At 63.4% G+C, this 15,960-nt stretch carries 13 protein-coding genes and 1 tRNA gene; 7 read left to right on the plus strand and 7 right to left on the minus strand.

Translation table 11 applies throughout. The annotated features are described in order from the left end of the window. Positions 1 to 4 precede the first annotated feature (4 nt). Complete coding sequence (locus Q9246_RS25020; protein ID WP_306393999.1) at positions 5 to 1,687, minus strand: sensor domain-containing diguanylate cyclase; 1,683 nt, start codon at positions 1,685 to 1,687, stop codon at positions 5 to 7. A 282-nt stretch (positions 1,688 to 1,969) separates the two neighbouring features. On the opposite strand from Q9246_RS25020, the gene Q9246_RS25025 reads away from it, so the two are divergent. From Q9246_RS25025 to Q9246_RS25055, 7 genes are all read left to right on the plus strand, one after another. Next, entirely contained in the window at positions 1,970 to 4,327 is a 2,358-nt protein-coding gene (locus Q9246_RS25025) for a TonB-dependent hemoglobin/transferrin/lactoferrin family receptor (RefSeq protein ID WP_306394001.1), read from the plus strand. 69 nt (positions 4,328 to 4,396) lie between these two features. After that, on the plus strand, positions 4,397 to 4,891 hold the full coding sequence (locus Q9246_RS25030; RefSeq protein WP_306394002.1) for an EF-hand domain-containing protein: 495 nt from the start codon (positions 4,397 to 4,399) through the stop codon (positions 4,889 to 4,891). An 8-nt stretch (positions 4,892 to 4,899) separates the two neighbouring features. Next, on the plus strand, positions 4,900 to 5,691 hold the full coding sequence (locus Q9246_RS25035) for a DUF4198 domain-containing protein (RefSeq protein ID WP_306394003.1): 792 nt from the start codon (positions 4,900 to 4,902) through the stop codon (positions 5,689 to 5,691). A 159-nt stretch (positions 5,692 to 5,850) separates the two neighbouring features. Continuing rightward, positions 5,851 to 6,882, plus strand: coding sequence for a tRNA dihydrouridine(20/20a) synthase DusA (dusA, locus tag Q9246_RS25040; protein ID WP_306394005.1), 1,032 nt, complete (start codon positions 5,851 to 5,853; stop codon positions 6,880 to 6,882). A gap of 354 nt (positions 6,883 to 7,236) precedes the next feature. Continuing rightward, positions 7,237 to 9,006, plus strand: coding sequence for a methyl-accepting chemotaxis protein (locus Q9246_RS25045; protein WP_306394006.1), 1,770 nt, complete (start codon positions 7,237 to 7,239; stop codon positions 9,004 to 9,006). A 93-nt stretch (positions 9,007 to 9,099) separates the two neighbouring features. Next, the gene (locus Q9246_RS25050; protein ID WP_306394007.1) at positions 9,100 to 9,444 is read left to right on the plus strand and encodes an energy transducer TonB; all 345 of its coding nucleotides are present in this window, start codon (positions 9,100 to 9,102) and stop codon (positions 9,442 to 9,444) included. Positions 9,445 to 9,637: 193 nt separating this feature from the next. Then, on the plus strand, positions 9,638 to 10,048 hold the full coding sequence (locus Q9246_RS25055) for a YXWGXW repeat-containing protein (RefSeq protein ID WP_306394009.1): 411 nt from the start codon (positions 9,638 to 9,640) through the stop codon (positions 10,046 to 10,048). On the opposite strand, the gene Q9246_RS25060 is transcribed toward Q9246_RS25055, so the two are convergent. The 6 genes from Q9246_RS25060 to Q9246_RS25085 all read right to left on the minus strand — a co-directional run bounded on the left by Q9246_RS25060 (position 10,049) and on the right by Q9246_RS25085 (position 15,753). Continuing rightward, complete coding sequence (locus tag Q9246_RS25060; RefSeq protein ID WP_306394010.1) at positions 10,049 to 11,632, minus strand: sensor domain-containing diguanylate cyclase; 1,584 nt, start codon at positions 11,630 to 11,632, stop codon at positions 10,049 to 10,051. 166 nt (positions 11,633 to 11,798) lie between these two features. Beyond that, positions 11,799 to 12,467, minus strand: a complete 669-nt coding sequence (locus tag Q9246_RS25065) for a pentapeptide repeat-containing protein (RefSeq protein WP_306394013.1) — start codon at positions 12,465 to 12,467, stop codon at positions 11,799 to 11,801. Positions 12,468 to 12,530: 63 nt separating this feature from the next. After that, a tRNA-His gene (locus Q9246_RS25070) sits at positions 12,531 to 12,606 on the minus strand. Positions 12,607 to 12,681: 75 nt separating this feature from the next. Beyond that, positions 12,682 to 13,539: a glutamate racemase gene (murI, locus tag Q9246_RS25075; RefSeq protein ID WP_306394015.1), complete on the minus strand. Its 858-nt coding sequence runs from the start codon at positions 13,537 to 13,539 to the stop codon at positions 12,682 to 12,684. A gap of 13 nt (positions 13,540 to 13,552) precedes the next feature. After that, on the minus strand, positions 13,553 to 15,088 hold the full coding sequence (locus tag Q9246_RS25080; RefSeq protein WP_306394017.1) for a fumarate hydratase: 1,536 nt from the start codon (positions 15,086 to 15,088) through the stop codon (positions 13,553 to 13,555). 62 nt (positions 15,089 to 15,150) lie between these two features. Further along, on the minus strand, positions 15,151 to 15,753 hold the full coding sequence (locus Q9246_RS25085; RefSeq protein WP_306394020.1) for a TIGR00645 family protein: 603 nt from the start codon (positions 15,751 to 15,753) through the stop codon (positions 15,151 to 15,153). Positions 15,754 to 15,960 lie beyond the last annotated feature (207 nt).

The following is a 15,960-nucleotide window of genomic DNA, read 5'->3' on the forward strand; positions in this document are numbered from 1 at the left end:
CGCATCACACCGTGTCGGCAATCACGACCCGATTGCGTCCGCCTTTCTTTGCCGCGTACAGCGCGCGGTCGGCCATCTGCAGCAGATCCTGTTCTCCCTCGCACTGTCCGCGCCATTCGGCAACGCCGAACGAGGCCGATACATTCGAGATGGTCTGGCCCTGGTGCTGGATGACGATCGCGGTCAGCGATTGCCGGATCGATTCGGCACACTTCGCCGCTTCTTCGGCGCCGCAATCCGGCAGCATCAGCACCAGTTCCTCGCCGCCGTAGCGGCACACGACGTCGCTCGCGCGCACCCGCTGCAGGATGACGCGGCTGGCCGCCTGCAGCACCAGATCGCCGCCGTCGTGACCATAGCTGTCGTTGATGCGCTTGAAATGGTCCAGGTCCAGCATCACTACCGCGCACACGCTGCCGCTGCGCTGGACGCGCGCCAGTTCGCGCTTGAGCGACTCGTCGAAGAAACGCCGGTTGTACAGGCCGGTAAGCGGGTCGACGGTCGACTGGTGACGCAGGGTGTTGCGCAGCGAGACATTGCTGATGGCGAGGCTGAGCTGCTCGGCCAATGTCGCGATGTGCGTGCTGTCGAGCGCATTGTCGTCGCCCCGGTCCGCGGCGACGACGAGGATGCCGATCACGTCGCCCTGGGACACCATGGGGACGCAGGTCTGGGTGTCGCGGCTATCGAGCCAGATCGCTCCATGATCGCAGCACAGGCCGTGTTCTGGCGTGGCGAGATGGACCTTGCCAAGCCGCAAGCCCCAGCAATCCGCGGGCGCCACCGTCGGCGGCGGCGCCTCGGCCAGGCCCCAGCTCGCCCTCAGTTCGAGCACGTCGCGCGAATTGCGGTAGATATAGACCGCGCCCGCCGTCTCCGGCAGCAGCTGGCGCAGGAACACCGGCAGCACACGCTCGAGCTCGGACGGGGTCTTCACGCTGTCCAGTGCCTGCAGCATATTGGCGGTAATCGACAGGCGCTCGGCGCGCACCGCCGACTGTCGCGCCAGCTGCGCATTGCTCTCCGCCAGCGACTTCGACTGGCGCGCCGATTCCGCCTGTTCGTTCAGGCTCCGGATCACGATGTACACCGTTGCAACGATCAGGACCAGGCTGGCGAGGCTGGCGCCGATGCCCAGCGCCGAGTTGTAGCGCAGGGTCGTGGTCAGCTCGTCGCGCAGGCGATTGCGGTGGTCGGCCAGGACACGCTGCTGACGGCCCAGCAGGGTGCGCAGCTCATCCATCAGGAGCTTGCCGCGCTGGCTGGCCACCATGTCCAGCGCCGCCCTGGTGTTGCCGGCTTTCTTGAGGCGGATGGTGCGGTCCATTTCGCGGACTTTTTCCTGGCTGAGCTCGGCAATGCGCGCCACCAGGCGACGCTCCTGGTCGGAGGCGGCGAACTGCCGCAGGTTGTCGAGCGCGGCGGGAATTCCGGCGATGCCGGCGTTGTAGGGGGCCAGGAAATCGTCATCGCTGCCGATCAGGAAGCCGCGCTGGCCGGTCTCGGCATCCTGCAGAAGACTCAGCATGAGGTTGTACGCACGCTCCTTGGCGGCGCCTTCTTTCAGTGCGTCGAGCGTGGCGTTCGCCTGGGAACTGCTGAGTATTGGCAGCGTGGCAAGGCAGGCGACGATGACGATGATCAGGATGCCAAACAGCTTGAGGCTGGAGTCGAGTCGAGAAAGCATGCCGTGCGGAAATAAATGAAGTCGATGGATCATAAGCCCTCCCGCCCGCAGGCGGTAGGGTGAACAGCCAGCCTCATACCCTTCAATTCAGACATTTCGGCTTGCGCCATTGCGCCAATCCGGTCCTCACCGCATCAACCGCATATTGGAAATGCGAATGCTAATAGTAATGCAAATGAGAATGACAATGATTCGCATTAATTTTATAATTGTTTGTGCATCTGGAAGTCCTCCCATGGAGAGAGGACATCGCTCATTACTTGTTTGCCTGAAAGAGACCACATGAATAGACTCGCCGCCCAGGATTCCAAGCGGGGCATGCCTGCCCGCTATCGTCCGACCCCACTTCCGGAGCGCGCCGTCCTGGCTTGCGCCATCTCCGCCTTGCTCATGACGCCCGCATTCGCCCAGGAGGACATGAATATGCCCTCAGGCGTCGAGCCAACGATGCCCCGGATCGACATCGTCGGGCAGCTATCGAACGAAGCAGGGACCAGCACGACGGTCAGTGGCGAGGAACTCGAGCGGGCCAACAACCTGAAAGACGTGGTGCGCCATCAGCCGCTGGTATCCGCTCCCGGTACGGCATCGGGCACGACGCGCAATCGCAGCACCTTCGATCGTTCCGGCACCACGGGATATAACATCCGCGGCATCGAAGGCAACCGTGTTGGCATGGACATCGACGGCATCGAGATGCCCGACGCAACCAGCCGCCCGTATGTGAGCCGCGTGGGCGCCAATACCTTCGGCGTCGGTCGCGACTTCATCGATCCCGAAATGTTTTCCTCGGCCGACATCCTGTTCGGCACGACTTCGGCCAAGCGGTCGGCAGGCGGCATTGGCGGGGCGGTGAGTTTCAAGACCAAATCGGCCGACGACTACCTGCGCGGCAGCAAGGTCGAGTACTACGGCGGCAAGGTCGGCTACGACTCGGCCGACCGCTCCTGGAACGAGAGCCTGACCGCGGCAGGCCGCAGCGGCAACCTGGATGGCCTGGTCAGTTACTCGCGCCGCGATGGACACGCGACGCGGAACAATAGTGACATCGTCGACAGCATGCCCAACGACTGGGATTCGGATGCCTTACTGCTCAAGAGCGCACTGCGCATCGATGCCGCCAATCGACTCGAACTGTCCGCCGACTTCTACCGGCGCACGAACGACACCACGTTCCATGGCTGGGACACGAACAGCACCGTGATCACCGAAAATTTCCAACAGCACAGCAAGACAGCGCGCAACACGGTGCAGTTGACCCATCAATGGACGCCGAACAATGCCTGGGCCGATGTGGCGGATTCCCGACTGTACTTCCAGAGCACCGATACCGAAGACACGACCGACACGACGACCCTGGCGACCAATGCCCGCGTGCGCAATGTTTCCGAGAACGAGACGGCGACCTGGGGCGTGTCGAGCGTCGTCACGAAACGGCTGGACCGGCACCATCTCAGCTATGGCATCAATGCATCGACCCAGGACGTCGAGCGGCCGTGGAATGTCGTCGGCTATATGAAGCCGCAGCCTGACACGACGACGACGCGGGCAGGCATGTTTCTACAGGATGATATTGACTTCGACCTTGGCGGGCGTCGCCTGGTGGTGACGCCGGCCGTGCGTGGCGACTACGTCAGGATCAAGATGCGTGACCTGGGCAATTTCGCTTCGGGCATCCTGACGCCGGCCGACGTGGAAAAGATGTATGGGAGCCCCAGTAATACCATCTGGAGCCCGAGTCTCGGGGTGAGCTACGCGATGATGCCGAACCTGCTGGCGTATGCGCAGTACAAGCGTAGCGGACGTGCGCCCTCGGCCGGCGAGATCTTCGGCACCTGGAACCTTGCCAGCAATTACGCAACCGGCAACCAGTATGCGCTGGTCGGCAACCGCGCGCTGAAAGAGGAAACCAGCGATGCCGTCGAGTTCGGCATCAAGGGCAAGCCGACGCCGGGAATGGCGTTGCAGACATCGGTCTTCTACACGAAGTACAACGATTTCATCGCCTACACGCGCTATACCCGCGCCATGTTCCCAAGCATGTTCACGAACATGCCCGCGCACATCGGCACCACCTACCAGGCGGAAAACCGCGACGACGCCAGGATCTATGGTTTCGAATTCAGCTCCCGGCTCGAACACGGGCAATGGAGCCCGAACGCCAAGGGGTTTTATACGACCTGGGCCGTGGGCCTGAGTCGCGGCGATGCAAAATCGAATTACGCCGGCGACAAGGACGTCCCGCTCGACTCGGTGTTGCCGCGCAAGGCGGTCATCGGCGCCGGCTACGACGCGCCCTCGAAAGCATGGGGACTGAACCTCATCGGCACCTTCGTCGCCGGCAAGCAGGCCGTGGCGACCAACCGGGATGGCTACACCAACGCCGGGCCTGGCTTGACCGATTCCACCACGGTGCTGTTCCGGGTGCCTGGCCGCGCCACGTTCGACCTGGTCAGTTACTGGCAGGTCAACAGCAACGTGCGCCTCGATGCCGGCTTCTACAACCTGGGCGACAAGCGCTACTGGGATTATTCCAGCTCACGCAATCTGCAGCCTTCCGTCGCACGCGACCGGCGCGATATTGAACTGTTGACCGAACCGGGCCGCACGGTGGCCATGTCCTTGCGCATGGCATTTTAAGTAGGACCGCCGGCAAGCGGGAGTGCCGGCGATTTCATCAGGTTTAATTCAATACAGAACGAGGTAGACATGAAAGAACAGAACAATCAGTCCGGGAAGCACGGGCTTCGTCTGGCCATGACGGCCATGGTGGTCGCGCTGACGGCGTCCGCGCCATCCTGGGCAGCCGAAGGCCCTGCCGCACCGGCGGGCGGCCACGGCCTGGCGGCATTCATGGGTAGTTACGACACCGACCGCGACGGCGTGGTCACCCGGGAGGAATATGACACGGTGCGCAAGCAGCGCTTCATGGCAGCCGACACCAACCGCGACGGCTGGCTCAGCGAAGAAGAATACGTGGCCGAATACGAAGGACGCCTGAAGCAGCAATATGCTGGCCGGGCACAGGACGAACGGTACGCCGGCTCGATCAAGCAGGCGCATGTACGCTTCAATATCCTGGACACCGACCGTGACGGCAAACTGACGGTGGAAGAAGACATCGCGATTGCCGACAAGACGTTCAAGCAAAACGACAAGAATGGCGACGGCAAGGTCGACCAGGCCGATGGAGTCAAGAAATGAGGCGCTTGATGTCGACGCGCACGCTGCTGCTGGCGGCGTGGCTGGCCGCCGGGGCCGCGCAGGCGCATACGCCTTTTCTGTTGCCGAACAACTTCGATGTCCAGGCGAAGGGATCGATCGGTGTCGATGCGGGATTCACCGAAAAGTTCTTCGTTTCGGACGTCGCGTTCGGCGATACGGCATTTTCGATCGTCACGCCGCAAGGCGAGCGCATTCCCTTCGCCGACATCCATCAGTTCAAGCAGCGGACGGTAGCGGAGCAACGGCTTCCCGACGAAAAGGGGACGTATCGCCTCAGCACCGGCCCGCGGCTGGGCGCCGTGTTCCGCACCTGGGAGAGGAACGGCAAGACCGAATCGGCACGGGATCCGCAGCAAGTCATGCCGCCAGACGCGAAGTTGCTGGCCCATTACCAGTCGCTGTCGATTTCCGAAGCCTACGTCACTGCCGACAAGCCATCGACCAAAGCGCTGGCGCCGACTGGCAAGGGACTGGAAATCGTTCCCATCACCCATCCGAGCGACCTGTTCGTCGACGAGAAATTCGAATTCGTCGTGCAGTTCGACGGCAAGCCCCTGGTGGACCAGAAGGTCAGTATCTATCGTTCTCCGATGGACCTGGCAAGCCAGAGCACCGTGCAGAACGTTTCGACCGACTCCCAGGGGAAGGCTGTCTTGCCGTTGACGAAGCCGGGACTCTATCTCGCGCTGATCCGGCACCGGGCGCCGGCACCGGCCGGTGCTGCCGCACCGACCTACGGCCATAACTACACGTTGACGTTCCGCGTGCTGGATCAATGATCGGCTGACCGATCTCCCTGCGTGCCTTTGTTTCGTCTTTGAAACAAGGCACGTAGATACTATTGACGTCGGAAGTGCGGTCGCGCGCGCTTTGGCTTATGATGGCGGGTTCCCGACAGTATTCGTCGCTGTTTCCTCAAGCGACCAGACCCTTCCAGCATGAGCACCACCCCGACCATTCCAGGCATCGCCCCAGCCCCCGTCCTGCCATCGCGCCGCCTGTCGGTCGCCCCGATGATGGACTGGACCGACCGCCACTGCCGCGTGTTCCACCGCCAGATCACCCGCCACACCTGGCTGTACACCGAGATGGTCACCACCGGCGCCCTGGTCTACGGCGACGTCGAACGCCACCTGCGCTACGACGACGTCGAGCACCCGATCGCCCTGCAACTGGGCGGCAGCGATCCGGTCGACCTGGCCAAGAGTGCGAAGCTGGGCGAACAATGGGGCTACGACGAGATCAACCTCAATTGCGGCTGCCCGTCGGAGCGCGTGCAGAAGGGCGCGTTCGGCGCCTGCCTGATGAACGAGCCGCAACTCGTGGCCGATTGCGTGAAAGCGATGCGCGACGCGGTCTCGATCGACGTCACCGTCAAGCACCGCATCGGCATCGACTACGACGAGGAATACGGCTTCGTGCGCGATTTCGTCGGCACGATCGCCGATGCCGGCTGCCGGACCTTCATCGTACACGCCCGTAATGCCGTGCTGAAGGGCCTGTCGCCCAAGGAAAACCGCGAAATCCCGCCGCTGCGCTACGCCGTGGCCTACCAGCTCAAGCGCGAGTTCCCGGATCTCGAGATCCTGATCAATGGCGGCATCAAGAGCGACGACGAGATCGCCCTGCACCTGGAACACGTCGACGGCGTGATGCTGGGCCGCGAGGCCTACCACAATCCCTGGACCATGGCAGACTGGGATCGCCGCTTCTACGGCATCGAGGATGGCCGGCCGCGTTCGCGGATCGAGGTGCTGGAGGCGATGATTCCTTATATCGACGAGCAACTGCGCCGCTACGGTCCGCTGGGCCTCAAGCTCAACAGCATCACGCGCCATATGCTGGGTTTGATGCAAGGCTTGCCAGGGGCACGTGCCTTCCGCCAGACCCTGTCCGACTCGAAGAAGCTGGCGCTGGGCGACCCGCGCCTGCTGCTCGAGGCAGCCGCCAGGATGCCGATCGCCGCCTAAGCCGCGCAGATATCCCCCTGAAAAGACGTGCCGCGGCACGTCTTTTTTATTTCTTGTCGGCAAATCGCTACATTTAGTTGCAAGGATGCTCACATAAGTTTCAAAATTGCTTGCTGTGCGGCAATAGCCATTCCATAATGCACTCCTGTTCCCAATATTGCACTGTATCAATGCTGTTGTTGTGCCGAAACAATTCGGACGAGCAAGAGATTTTCTGACGAGGTAGGGGAATTCTTGATTTATCCTGTCGGAAACACCTGAAATCGAGCAGAAACACCGATTCCAGACGCGCATCGCACGGCGCTGATCTCATCCGAGCGAGTTTCGATCAATAAAGTTACAGGGAAAACACGAATGAATTTGAACAACATGAAGGTCGGTACCCGCCTGGCCCTCGGTTTCGCACTGATCCTGGTGCTGCTGGTTGCAGTGGCTGTCGTCGGTATCCTGCGCATGGCGCAGATCCAGGATCGTCTTGACCATGTGGTCAGCGTGAGCAATGTATCGACCAGCCTTGTGATCGAAATGCGTAACAACGTCAGCGATCGCCTGCAGTCGCTGCGCGTCCTGACCCTGATGGCCGACCCGGCCGACATGGAACCGGAAATCGCCAAGTTCAAGGAACAGACCGCCGTCTATAACGAAGCCCAGCGCAAGCTGACGGCCCTGTTTGCGTCGAACGGCAACGACCAGGAAAAAGCGTTGCTGGCCCAGATCAAGGAACACGAAGCCGCCGCCTTGCCGGCCATCGCCCGCGCCACCGAACTCTACCTGGCCGCCAATGCGATGGACGCCACCCGCGTGATGGTGCGCGAAGTGCGTCCGGTGCAGCGCAAGTGGACCGATGCCCTGAATGCCCTGGCCGCCCAGGAACAAAAACAGAACGCCCAGACCAAGGCCGACGCCGAAGCCGCATTCGACAATGCCCGTAACTTCATGCTGGTCCTGCTGGCCCTGGCCGTGGTGCTGGGTGTGGCGGCGGCCGTCGTGATCACCCGCAGCCTGCTCAAGCAGCTCGGCGGCGAGCCTGGCTATACCGCCAAGATCGCGGGCAGCATCGCCCATGGCGACCTGTCGATCGCGATCGACACCAAGGAATCGGACCGCGGCAGCCTGCTGGTCGAGATGAAGGAAATGCGCAACAGCCTGGTCGATATCGTCTCGCAAGTGCGCCGCGGCACCGAAACCATCGGCACCGCCTCGCGTGAAATCGCCGCCGGCAATATCGACCTGTCCTCGCGTACCGAACTGCAGGCCAGCTCGCTGGAAAAGACCGCCTCGGCGATGGAGCAGCTGACTTCGACCGTCAAGCAGAACGCCGACAATGCCCGCGAAGCCAATGCACTGGCCGCCGCCGCATCGGACGTGGCCCGCAAGGGTGGCGACGTGGTGTCGCAAGTGGTCGGCACCATGGGTGAGATCAATGGCTCGGCCAGCAAGATCGCCGACATCATCGGCGTGATCGACGGCATCGCCTTCCAGACCAATATCCTGGCGCTGAACGCGGCAGTCGAAGCGGCCCGTGCCGGCGAACAGGGCCGCGGCTTTGCGGTCGTGGCGTCCGAGGTGCGTAACCTGGCCCAGCGTTCGGCCGCGGCAGCAAAAGAAATCAAGACCCTGATCGACGACTCGGTCGCCAAGGTCGAGCGTGGCAGCAAGCTGGTCGGCCAGGCCGGCGTGACGATGGATGAAGTGGTGTCGAGCGTCAAGCGCGTGACCGACATCATGAGCGAGATCGCCAACGCCAGCGCCGAACAGAGCGCCGGCATCGCCCAGGTCAACACCTCGATCATCGAGATGGATGGCATGACCCAGCAAAACGCCGCGCTGGTGGAAGAAGCCGCCGCCGCCGCCCAGAGCCTGCAGGACCAGGCCGGCGAACTGGCCCGCGTGGTCAGCATCTTCAAGCTGGAAGAAGGTGAACAGTTCCAATTCGAGGCGCAGGCGCCAGTCGCGACCACCACCGCGGTGGTGGTTCGTCCGGCCGCCAAGCGTCCAGTACCGCCGGCGCCGAAAAAGCCCGCCGCCGCCAGCGCCGCGGTGAATCCGGACGAGGCCGAAGTTGCGCCGAAGCCGAAAAAGGCAGCTGCCACCGTCGGCAACGACGAGTGGGAAGAATTCTAAGCACGCATTACTGGTAGTTCTACGCCGGCCAGCAGTGCGGCGTCTAGCGAAGCATCACGACATTCAACTCTTAAAAACCTTATTGGGGAAATCATGAAAAACCTGTCCGCCAAGCTGTTCGTTGCACTGACCCTGACCGGCGCCGCCTGCGCCAGCTTCGCCGCCGAAACCCCGGCGTCGTTCGATCCGAAGAAGTGCACCATCGAATACCCGAAAGCATCGCTGATGAACGAAGAGCAGGGCACCACCTCGGCCTCGTTCCTGGTCAATGCGGACGGCACCGTGGCGGAATCGAAGATCGACAAGTCGAGCGGCTTCAAGAACCTGGACCGCGCGCTGGTCAAGGGCCTGACCTCGTGCAAGTTCAAGCCGGGCACCAAGGATGGCGCACCGGCCCAGACCTGGACCAAGGTCGACTACGCCTTCAAGCTGGACTGATACCTTCCCCCCTTTGCACAGCCGGCTTCCATCGCCGGCTGTGTTTTTGCAGCCTCCGCCTTCCTCCCGCCTTTTTCCTCCGCTGTTACAAGTTTGTAGCGGCATGTATCCGCTGTAAAGACTTCCTTCAGTTCATCTTTTTGGCGCGCCGGCTCGCTATAGTGGTTTCACACCAACCGCAATGGAGAGCACCATGAAAACCATCCTCGCCACCGCCGCCGCCATCCTGATCGGCAGCGCCGCATTTGCCCCCGTGCAGGCCCAGGCCGCTCACCCGCGGGCCGACGTGATCGTCATCAAGAAGGCGCCGCCGGCGCCACGCCGCGAAGCCGTGCCCGCCGCGCGTCGCGGCCATGAATGGGTATCGGGTTACTGGGACTGGAACGGCCGCCGTCATGAGTGGGTCGCCGGCCACTGGGAGAAAGTACGTCCGGGCTACGCCTACCAGCGCGCGCAATGGCGCCAGGACCGCAATGGCTGGTACCTCGAGCGCGGCGGCTGGCACCAGGTGCGCCAGGTCGCCGGCTACCGGAATCGCGACCGCGATCGCGACGGCGTCCCGAACCGCCACGACGCCCGTCCAAACAACCCTTACCGCTACTGATCAGGGTGGGTCGGACCGGGAGGCGGCGAGGTCGCCGCCGCACACCTGGTTGCGGCCCGATTGCTTGGCCTGATAGAGCAGGGCGTCGGCGCGCTCCACCAGCGCGGTGGCGCCGCCCTCCGCCATGCCGGCGCCGGCAATGCCGGTATGCACGCCAACGCTGACCGTCACGACCCCGGCGCCATTGCCGGCATGCGGGATCGCCAGCGCCATCACCGCCTGGCGGATGCGCTCGGCCACCATCCTGGCGCCGGCCGGATCGGTATCCGGCAGCAGGGCCACGAATTCTTCTCCACCAAAGCGCGCGGCCAGGTCGGCCGGACGCACGAGGCTGTCCTCCAGCGCCTGCGCCACCTGGCGCAGGCAGGCGTCGCCGGCCACGTGGCCATAGGTGTCGTTGTAGCGCTTGAAGTAATCGACGTCGAACATCAATAGCGACAGCGGCGCGTTGCTGCGCGCCGCGCGCGCGAACTCGTGGGCGAGCGCTTCCTCGAAGCGGCGCCGGTTGGCGATGCCGGTCAGGCTGTCGTGGTCGGCCAGGACCGTCAGGGCGCGGTTATGTTCCTGCAGCAGTTCGCGCGCCTGCAGCAGTTCGTGCTCGAGGTGGTCGCGGATCACGATCTGGCGCACCAGGCGCCGGCCAAAATAAAGCAGCAGCAAGATGGCGACGCAGGTGACCGCGGCCTGGGCCAGCATCGACTTCAGCCATTTCTCCAGGATTTCCTTCTTTGACTGGGCGGTGGCCACGATCAGCGGATAGGTTTCCAGGTGGCGGTAGCTGTACAGTCTTTCGATGCCGTCGATCTTGGAGCGCAGCATGGCGGTGCCGGCCGGGCCGGTGCGCTGGTACATCTGGTGCACCGGGCCGGTGCTGACGTCGGCGCCGATCAGCTTTGCGCTGTGCGGCAGGCGATAGATCATGGTGCCGTCGTCCAGGGTCAGCATGATCACGCCGGCATCGCCGACGTCGAAGCTTTCGTACAGGGTCGAGAAGTATTCGATGCGGATCGTGCCGAGCGCGACGCCGGCGAAGCTGCCGTCCGGATTGTTCAGGCGGCGCGAGATCGGCAGCACCCAGTCGCTGCTGGAACGGCTGCGCACCGGCTTGCCCACGTGGACGAAGCGGTCCGGATTCTTGCGGTGGTACTGGAAGTATTCGCGGTCGTCGACCGTGTACAGCGGGATGCGGTCCTGCGAGGTCATCAGCCAGTGGCCATCCTCCCCGAACACGAACAGGCCGTGCAATTCGTCGACCCGGGTCACCATATTCTTGAGGTGCAGTTGCAGGCGCGCGCGCGCATCGCCATCCGTCCCATCGGTCTCGACCCGCTCGACCACGCCGGCCAGCACCGTATCCACCACCCGCACAGCGCTTTCGGCCTGGGCCGCGAGCGCGTGCGACATATTGGTGGTGGCCACCGCCACTTCCGCCAGGCGCTCCTGGCGCGCGCGCCAGCCGTCCCAGACCTGGATGGTTAGCAGCAGCAGGCATAGTGCGACGACGAACAGCACGGCGTTGCGCACTGCGGGACGTTTTTCGGCGGTCAGGCGTGATATTTCGGGAGCGGTACTCTGGTCTGGCATAGATCGGATCGTCGCCCTGCGCGGCGCCCGTAACATGGCGGCGGAGAGGGCGACTCGAATTTCTCTGAGAAAACTCACGAATTGTCGCACATCAAGCGTTATCCAGCCGCCAAGTTGATGCTTTTTACATCTGTGTCAATGTATTTACTTGAAATGTAAAGTCGGTTCAGGCGACGCGCAAGCCAAGTTCGCTGACCAGTTCGGCGGCCTGGCGCGGCGTGATCCAGGCGCCCTGGAACAGCTTGACGTCGGCCAGGGTGATGCCGCCCAAGTCGGCTTCGCGCAGGTCGGCATTGTCGAAGCGGGCCTGCTTCAGATTGGCGCCGCGCAGGCTGCCGCCCTCGAACACGGCCTCGCGAAAATCGCAGGCCGCCAGGTCGGCGTCGCCGAAGTCGAGCTGGACCAGTTTCGCTTTCCTGAACGACATGCGGCGCAGGTCGGCGCCGACGAGCAGGCAATCGGCGAATTCCAGGCCGAGGTGGGCCGCTTCTTCGAAATTGGCGCCGGTCAGCTTGCAGCCCGTGAACGCGAGGGAAGCCAGGTGCGCGCGGCGCCAGCTGCTGTTGTTCAGGTCGCAGCCCTGGAAACGGGCGTCGGTGAGGTCGGCCGCTTCGAAATCGGCTTGGCGGCCGCGGCAGCGTTGCCAGGTGGTTTGGGCCAGCTTGGCGGCGTAGAACGAGGTTTCGGCGATGGCGCAGCTGGCGAAGCTGCAGCCGCGCAGGTCGAGCCGCGACAGGTCGGCGCCGGAGAGGTCGCAGTCCTGGAAGGTGAGTGGGGCCTGGGCCAGGGCCGCTTCGACATCCGCGCGCGCAAGGGTTTGTCCGACGATCTGCATGAGTACTCTCGTAAAACAAAAAAGGCCACGTGCCGGAGCAGGTGACCTTTTTCATGAATTCGGTGGGGTGGCTGATGGGACTCGAACCCACGACAACAGGAATCACAATCCTGGACTCTACCAACTGAGCTACAGCCACCATTGTCTTGCTTTTCTATCTCTGCATTGCCGAGACAGAACGAGATTATAAGGGCTTCATCCCGAACTGGCAAATTTAAATGTGCACCCCTGGCGGCCAGCCCGGCGGAAAGGGCAGGACCACCTCATGGACCGGCGGATCGATGCCCAGCAGGCTGCGAAACGCCGCGCGCAGGGCGGTGGCGCTGGCGCTGGTGTAGCCGGTCAGGCTGGCGGGGATGGCGCCCGGTGCGCGCAGCAGGCTGCCCGCGGCCAGCAGGCGCGCGAGCTGGCGCGCGACAGCGTCGCCGGTGTCGACCAGGGCCACATCAAGCCGGCCGGCATCCTTCAGCAGGCGCTCGATCGAGGCGCGCACCAGGGGATAGTGGGTGCAGCCCAGCACCAGGGTGTCGGCGCCTTGCGCCAGCAGCGGGTGGATGAAGCGCTCCAGCATGGCCATTGTGGCGCCCGAATCGAGTTCGCCGAACTCGATCTGGTCGGCCAGGCCAACGCAGGGCTGCAGCAGGAATTCGGCGCCCGAATCGAGGTGGACCTGGTCGCGCAGTTGCAGGAATTTGGCGCCGTTCAGGGTGCGCTCGGTGGCCAGCACGCCCACCTTGCCGCTGCGGGTGAGGCTTGCCGCCGGCTTGAGGCCGGGTTCGACGCCGACGATGGGCAGGCCGGGATGGATCGCGCGCAGCTCGCGCACGGCGGCCACGGTGGCGGTGTTGCAGGCGACGACCAGCGCTTTCGCGCCTTGCGCCAGCAGGAAATCGCCAATCGCCAGCACGCGCTCGACGACGACCGCTTCGGGCTTGTCGCCGTAGGGAGCAAAGCCGGTATCGGCCAGGTAGAGCAGGTGTTCGTGCGGCAGCTGCGCCTGGATGTGGCGCAGCACCGAGAGGCCGCCGACGCCCGAGTCGAAGATGCCAACCGGAGCGTCGGGGAGGGTCATGATGCCGTGTGAATCAAGCGACCGTGACCGGCACGGCTTTCAGCGATTCGATCTTCGCCGACCATTCTTTCGGGCCGGTGTTGTGGACCGAGGTGCCGGTGGAGTCGACGGCGACGGTGACCGGCATGTCGGTGACGTCGAACTCGTAGATCGCTTCCATGCCCAGGTCCTCGAAGCCGACGACCTTCGCGGACTTGATCGCCTTCGAGACCAGGTAGGCCGAGCCGCCGACCGCCATCAGGTAGGCCGACTTGTGCTTCTGGATCGACTCGATCGCCGCCGGGCCGCGCTCGGCCTTTCCGATCATCGAGATCAGGCCGGTCTTTTCGAGCATCATGTCGGTGAACTTGTCCATGCGGGTGGCGGTCGTCGGACCGGCCGGGCCGACCACTTCTTCGCGCACCGGGTCGACCGGGCCGACGTAGTAGATCACGCGGTTGGTGAAGTCCACCGGCAGCGATTCTCCCTTGGCCAGCATGTCCTGGATGCGCTTGTGCGCGGCGTCGCGGCCGGTGAGCATCTTGCCGTTCAGGAGCAGGGTCTGGCCCGGCTTCCAGGAGGCGACTTCCTCTTTGGTCAGGGTGTTCAGGTCGACGCGCTTCGATTTCTCGGTGTCGGGCGTCCAGTTGACGTCGGGCCAGGTCGACAGCGCCGGCGGTTCGATATAGGCCGGGCCCGAGCCGTCCAGCACGAAGTGGGCGTGGCGGGTGGCGGCGCAGTTCGGGATCATCGCCACCGGCTTCGAGGCCGCGTGGGTCGGGTACATATTGATCTTCACGTCCAGCACGGTGGTCAGGCCGCCCAGGCCCTGGGCGCCGATGCCCAGCGCGTTGATCTTGTCGCACAGCTCGATGCGCAGCTCTTCGAGCTTGTTCTGCGGGCCGCGCTGGCGCAGCTCGTACATGTCGATGTCTTCCATCAGCGACTCTTTCGCCATCAGCATCGCCTTCTCGGCGGTGCCGCCGATGCCGATGCCGAGCATGCCCGGCGGGCACCAGCCGGCGCCCATCAGCGGCACGGTCTTGAGCACCCAGTCGACCAGCGAGTCGGACGGGTTGAGCATGACGAACTTGGTCTTGTTTTCCGAGCCGCCGCCCTTGGCAGCGATCTTGACGTCGACGGTATCGCCTTCGACCAGTTCCATGTGGACCACGGCCGGGGTATTGTCCTTGGTGTTCTTGCGCTCGAAGTGAGGGTCGGCCACGATCGAGGCGCGCAGCTTGTTGTCGGCGAAGTTGTACGCGCGGCGCACGCCTTCGTTGACGGCGTCGGTGACGCTGCCGCTGAAGCCTTCGAAGCGCACGCCCATGCCCACCTTGAGGAACACGTTGACGATGCCGGTGTCCTGGCAGATCGGGCGCTTGCCTTCGGCACACATGCGCGAGTTGGTCAGGATCTGGGCGATCGCATCCTTCGCGGCCGGGCTTTGCTCGGTCTCGTAGGCGCGTGCCAGGTGCTGGATATAGTCGGCCGGGTGGTAGTAGCTGATGTACTGCAGCGCGGCCGCGACGGATTCGATCAGGTCTTCCTGGGTAATGACGGTTGCCATGGTGGGAAATCTCTCGTGATGGAGTGTCGGAGTATCGTTATCGTTGTGGTGTTACGGGTGCTTCAATGCTTTTCGCTGTGCGTCATGGTGGTGATGCGGTCGGTCCACGAAATCGCCAGGGCCGAGACCAGGAAGGCGACGTGGATCAGCGTCTGCCACATGAGGGTCTTCTCGCTGTAGTTGGCGGCGTTGATGAAGGTCTTGAGCAGGTGGATCGACGAGATGCCGATGATCGCCATCGCCAGCTTGGTCTTGAGGACCGACGCGTTCACGTGCGACAGCCATTCCGGCTGGTCGGGGTGGCCTTCGAGGTGCATGCGCGAGACGAAGGTTTCGTAGCCGCCGACGATCACCATGATGAGCAGGTTCGAGATCATGACCACGTCGATCAGGCCCAGCACGACCAGCATGATGACGGTTTCGGTCAGGCGCTGCGGACGATTGCCGGACAGGCCGACGGCATCGATGATGTGGTTCAGCGAATCGACGTTGCCCATGGCGGCGCCGATCAGGTCGACGAGTTCGACCCAGAAGTGGAATACGTACACGCACTGCGCCAGGATCAGGCCGAGGTACAGCGGCAGCTGCAGCCAGCGGCTGGCGAAGATCAGGTTGTTCAGCGGGGACAGCTTGCGGATTTGCTTGCTTGGTTCGAGGGCGGACATCGGGATGAAACTCCAGGGGAATGCGAAAAAATTCAGCTCAGCATTCTACACCGGAGCTTGTCGATGAGGTTGACCGCGCGCCGCCATGCGCCGCCACTTGCACACATTGCAACGGCTGGCGTTAGAATGAAGGCCGACGACAGCGGGCACTGCGATCCGCCCAGGGGTTGCCATGTAAGGGCTCAGTAAGCGAGCCCCCCTATGGTA

The organism is Telluria beijingensis (assembly GCF_030770395.1).
GTDB lineage: Bacteria > Pseudomonadota > Gammaproteobacteria > Burkholderiales > Burkholderiaceae_D > Telluria > Telluria beijingensis.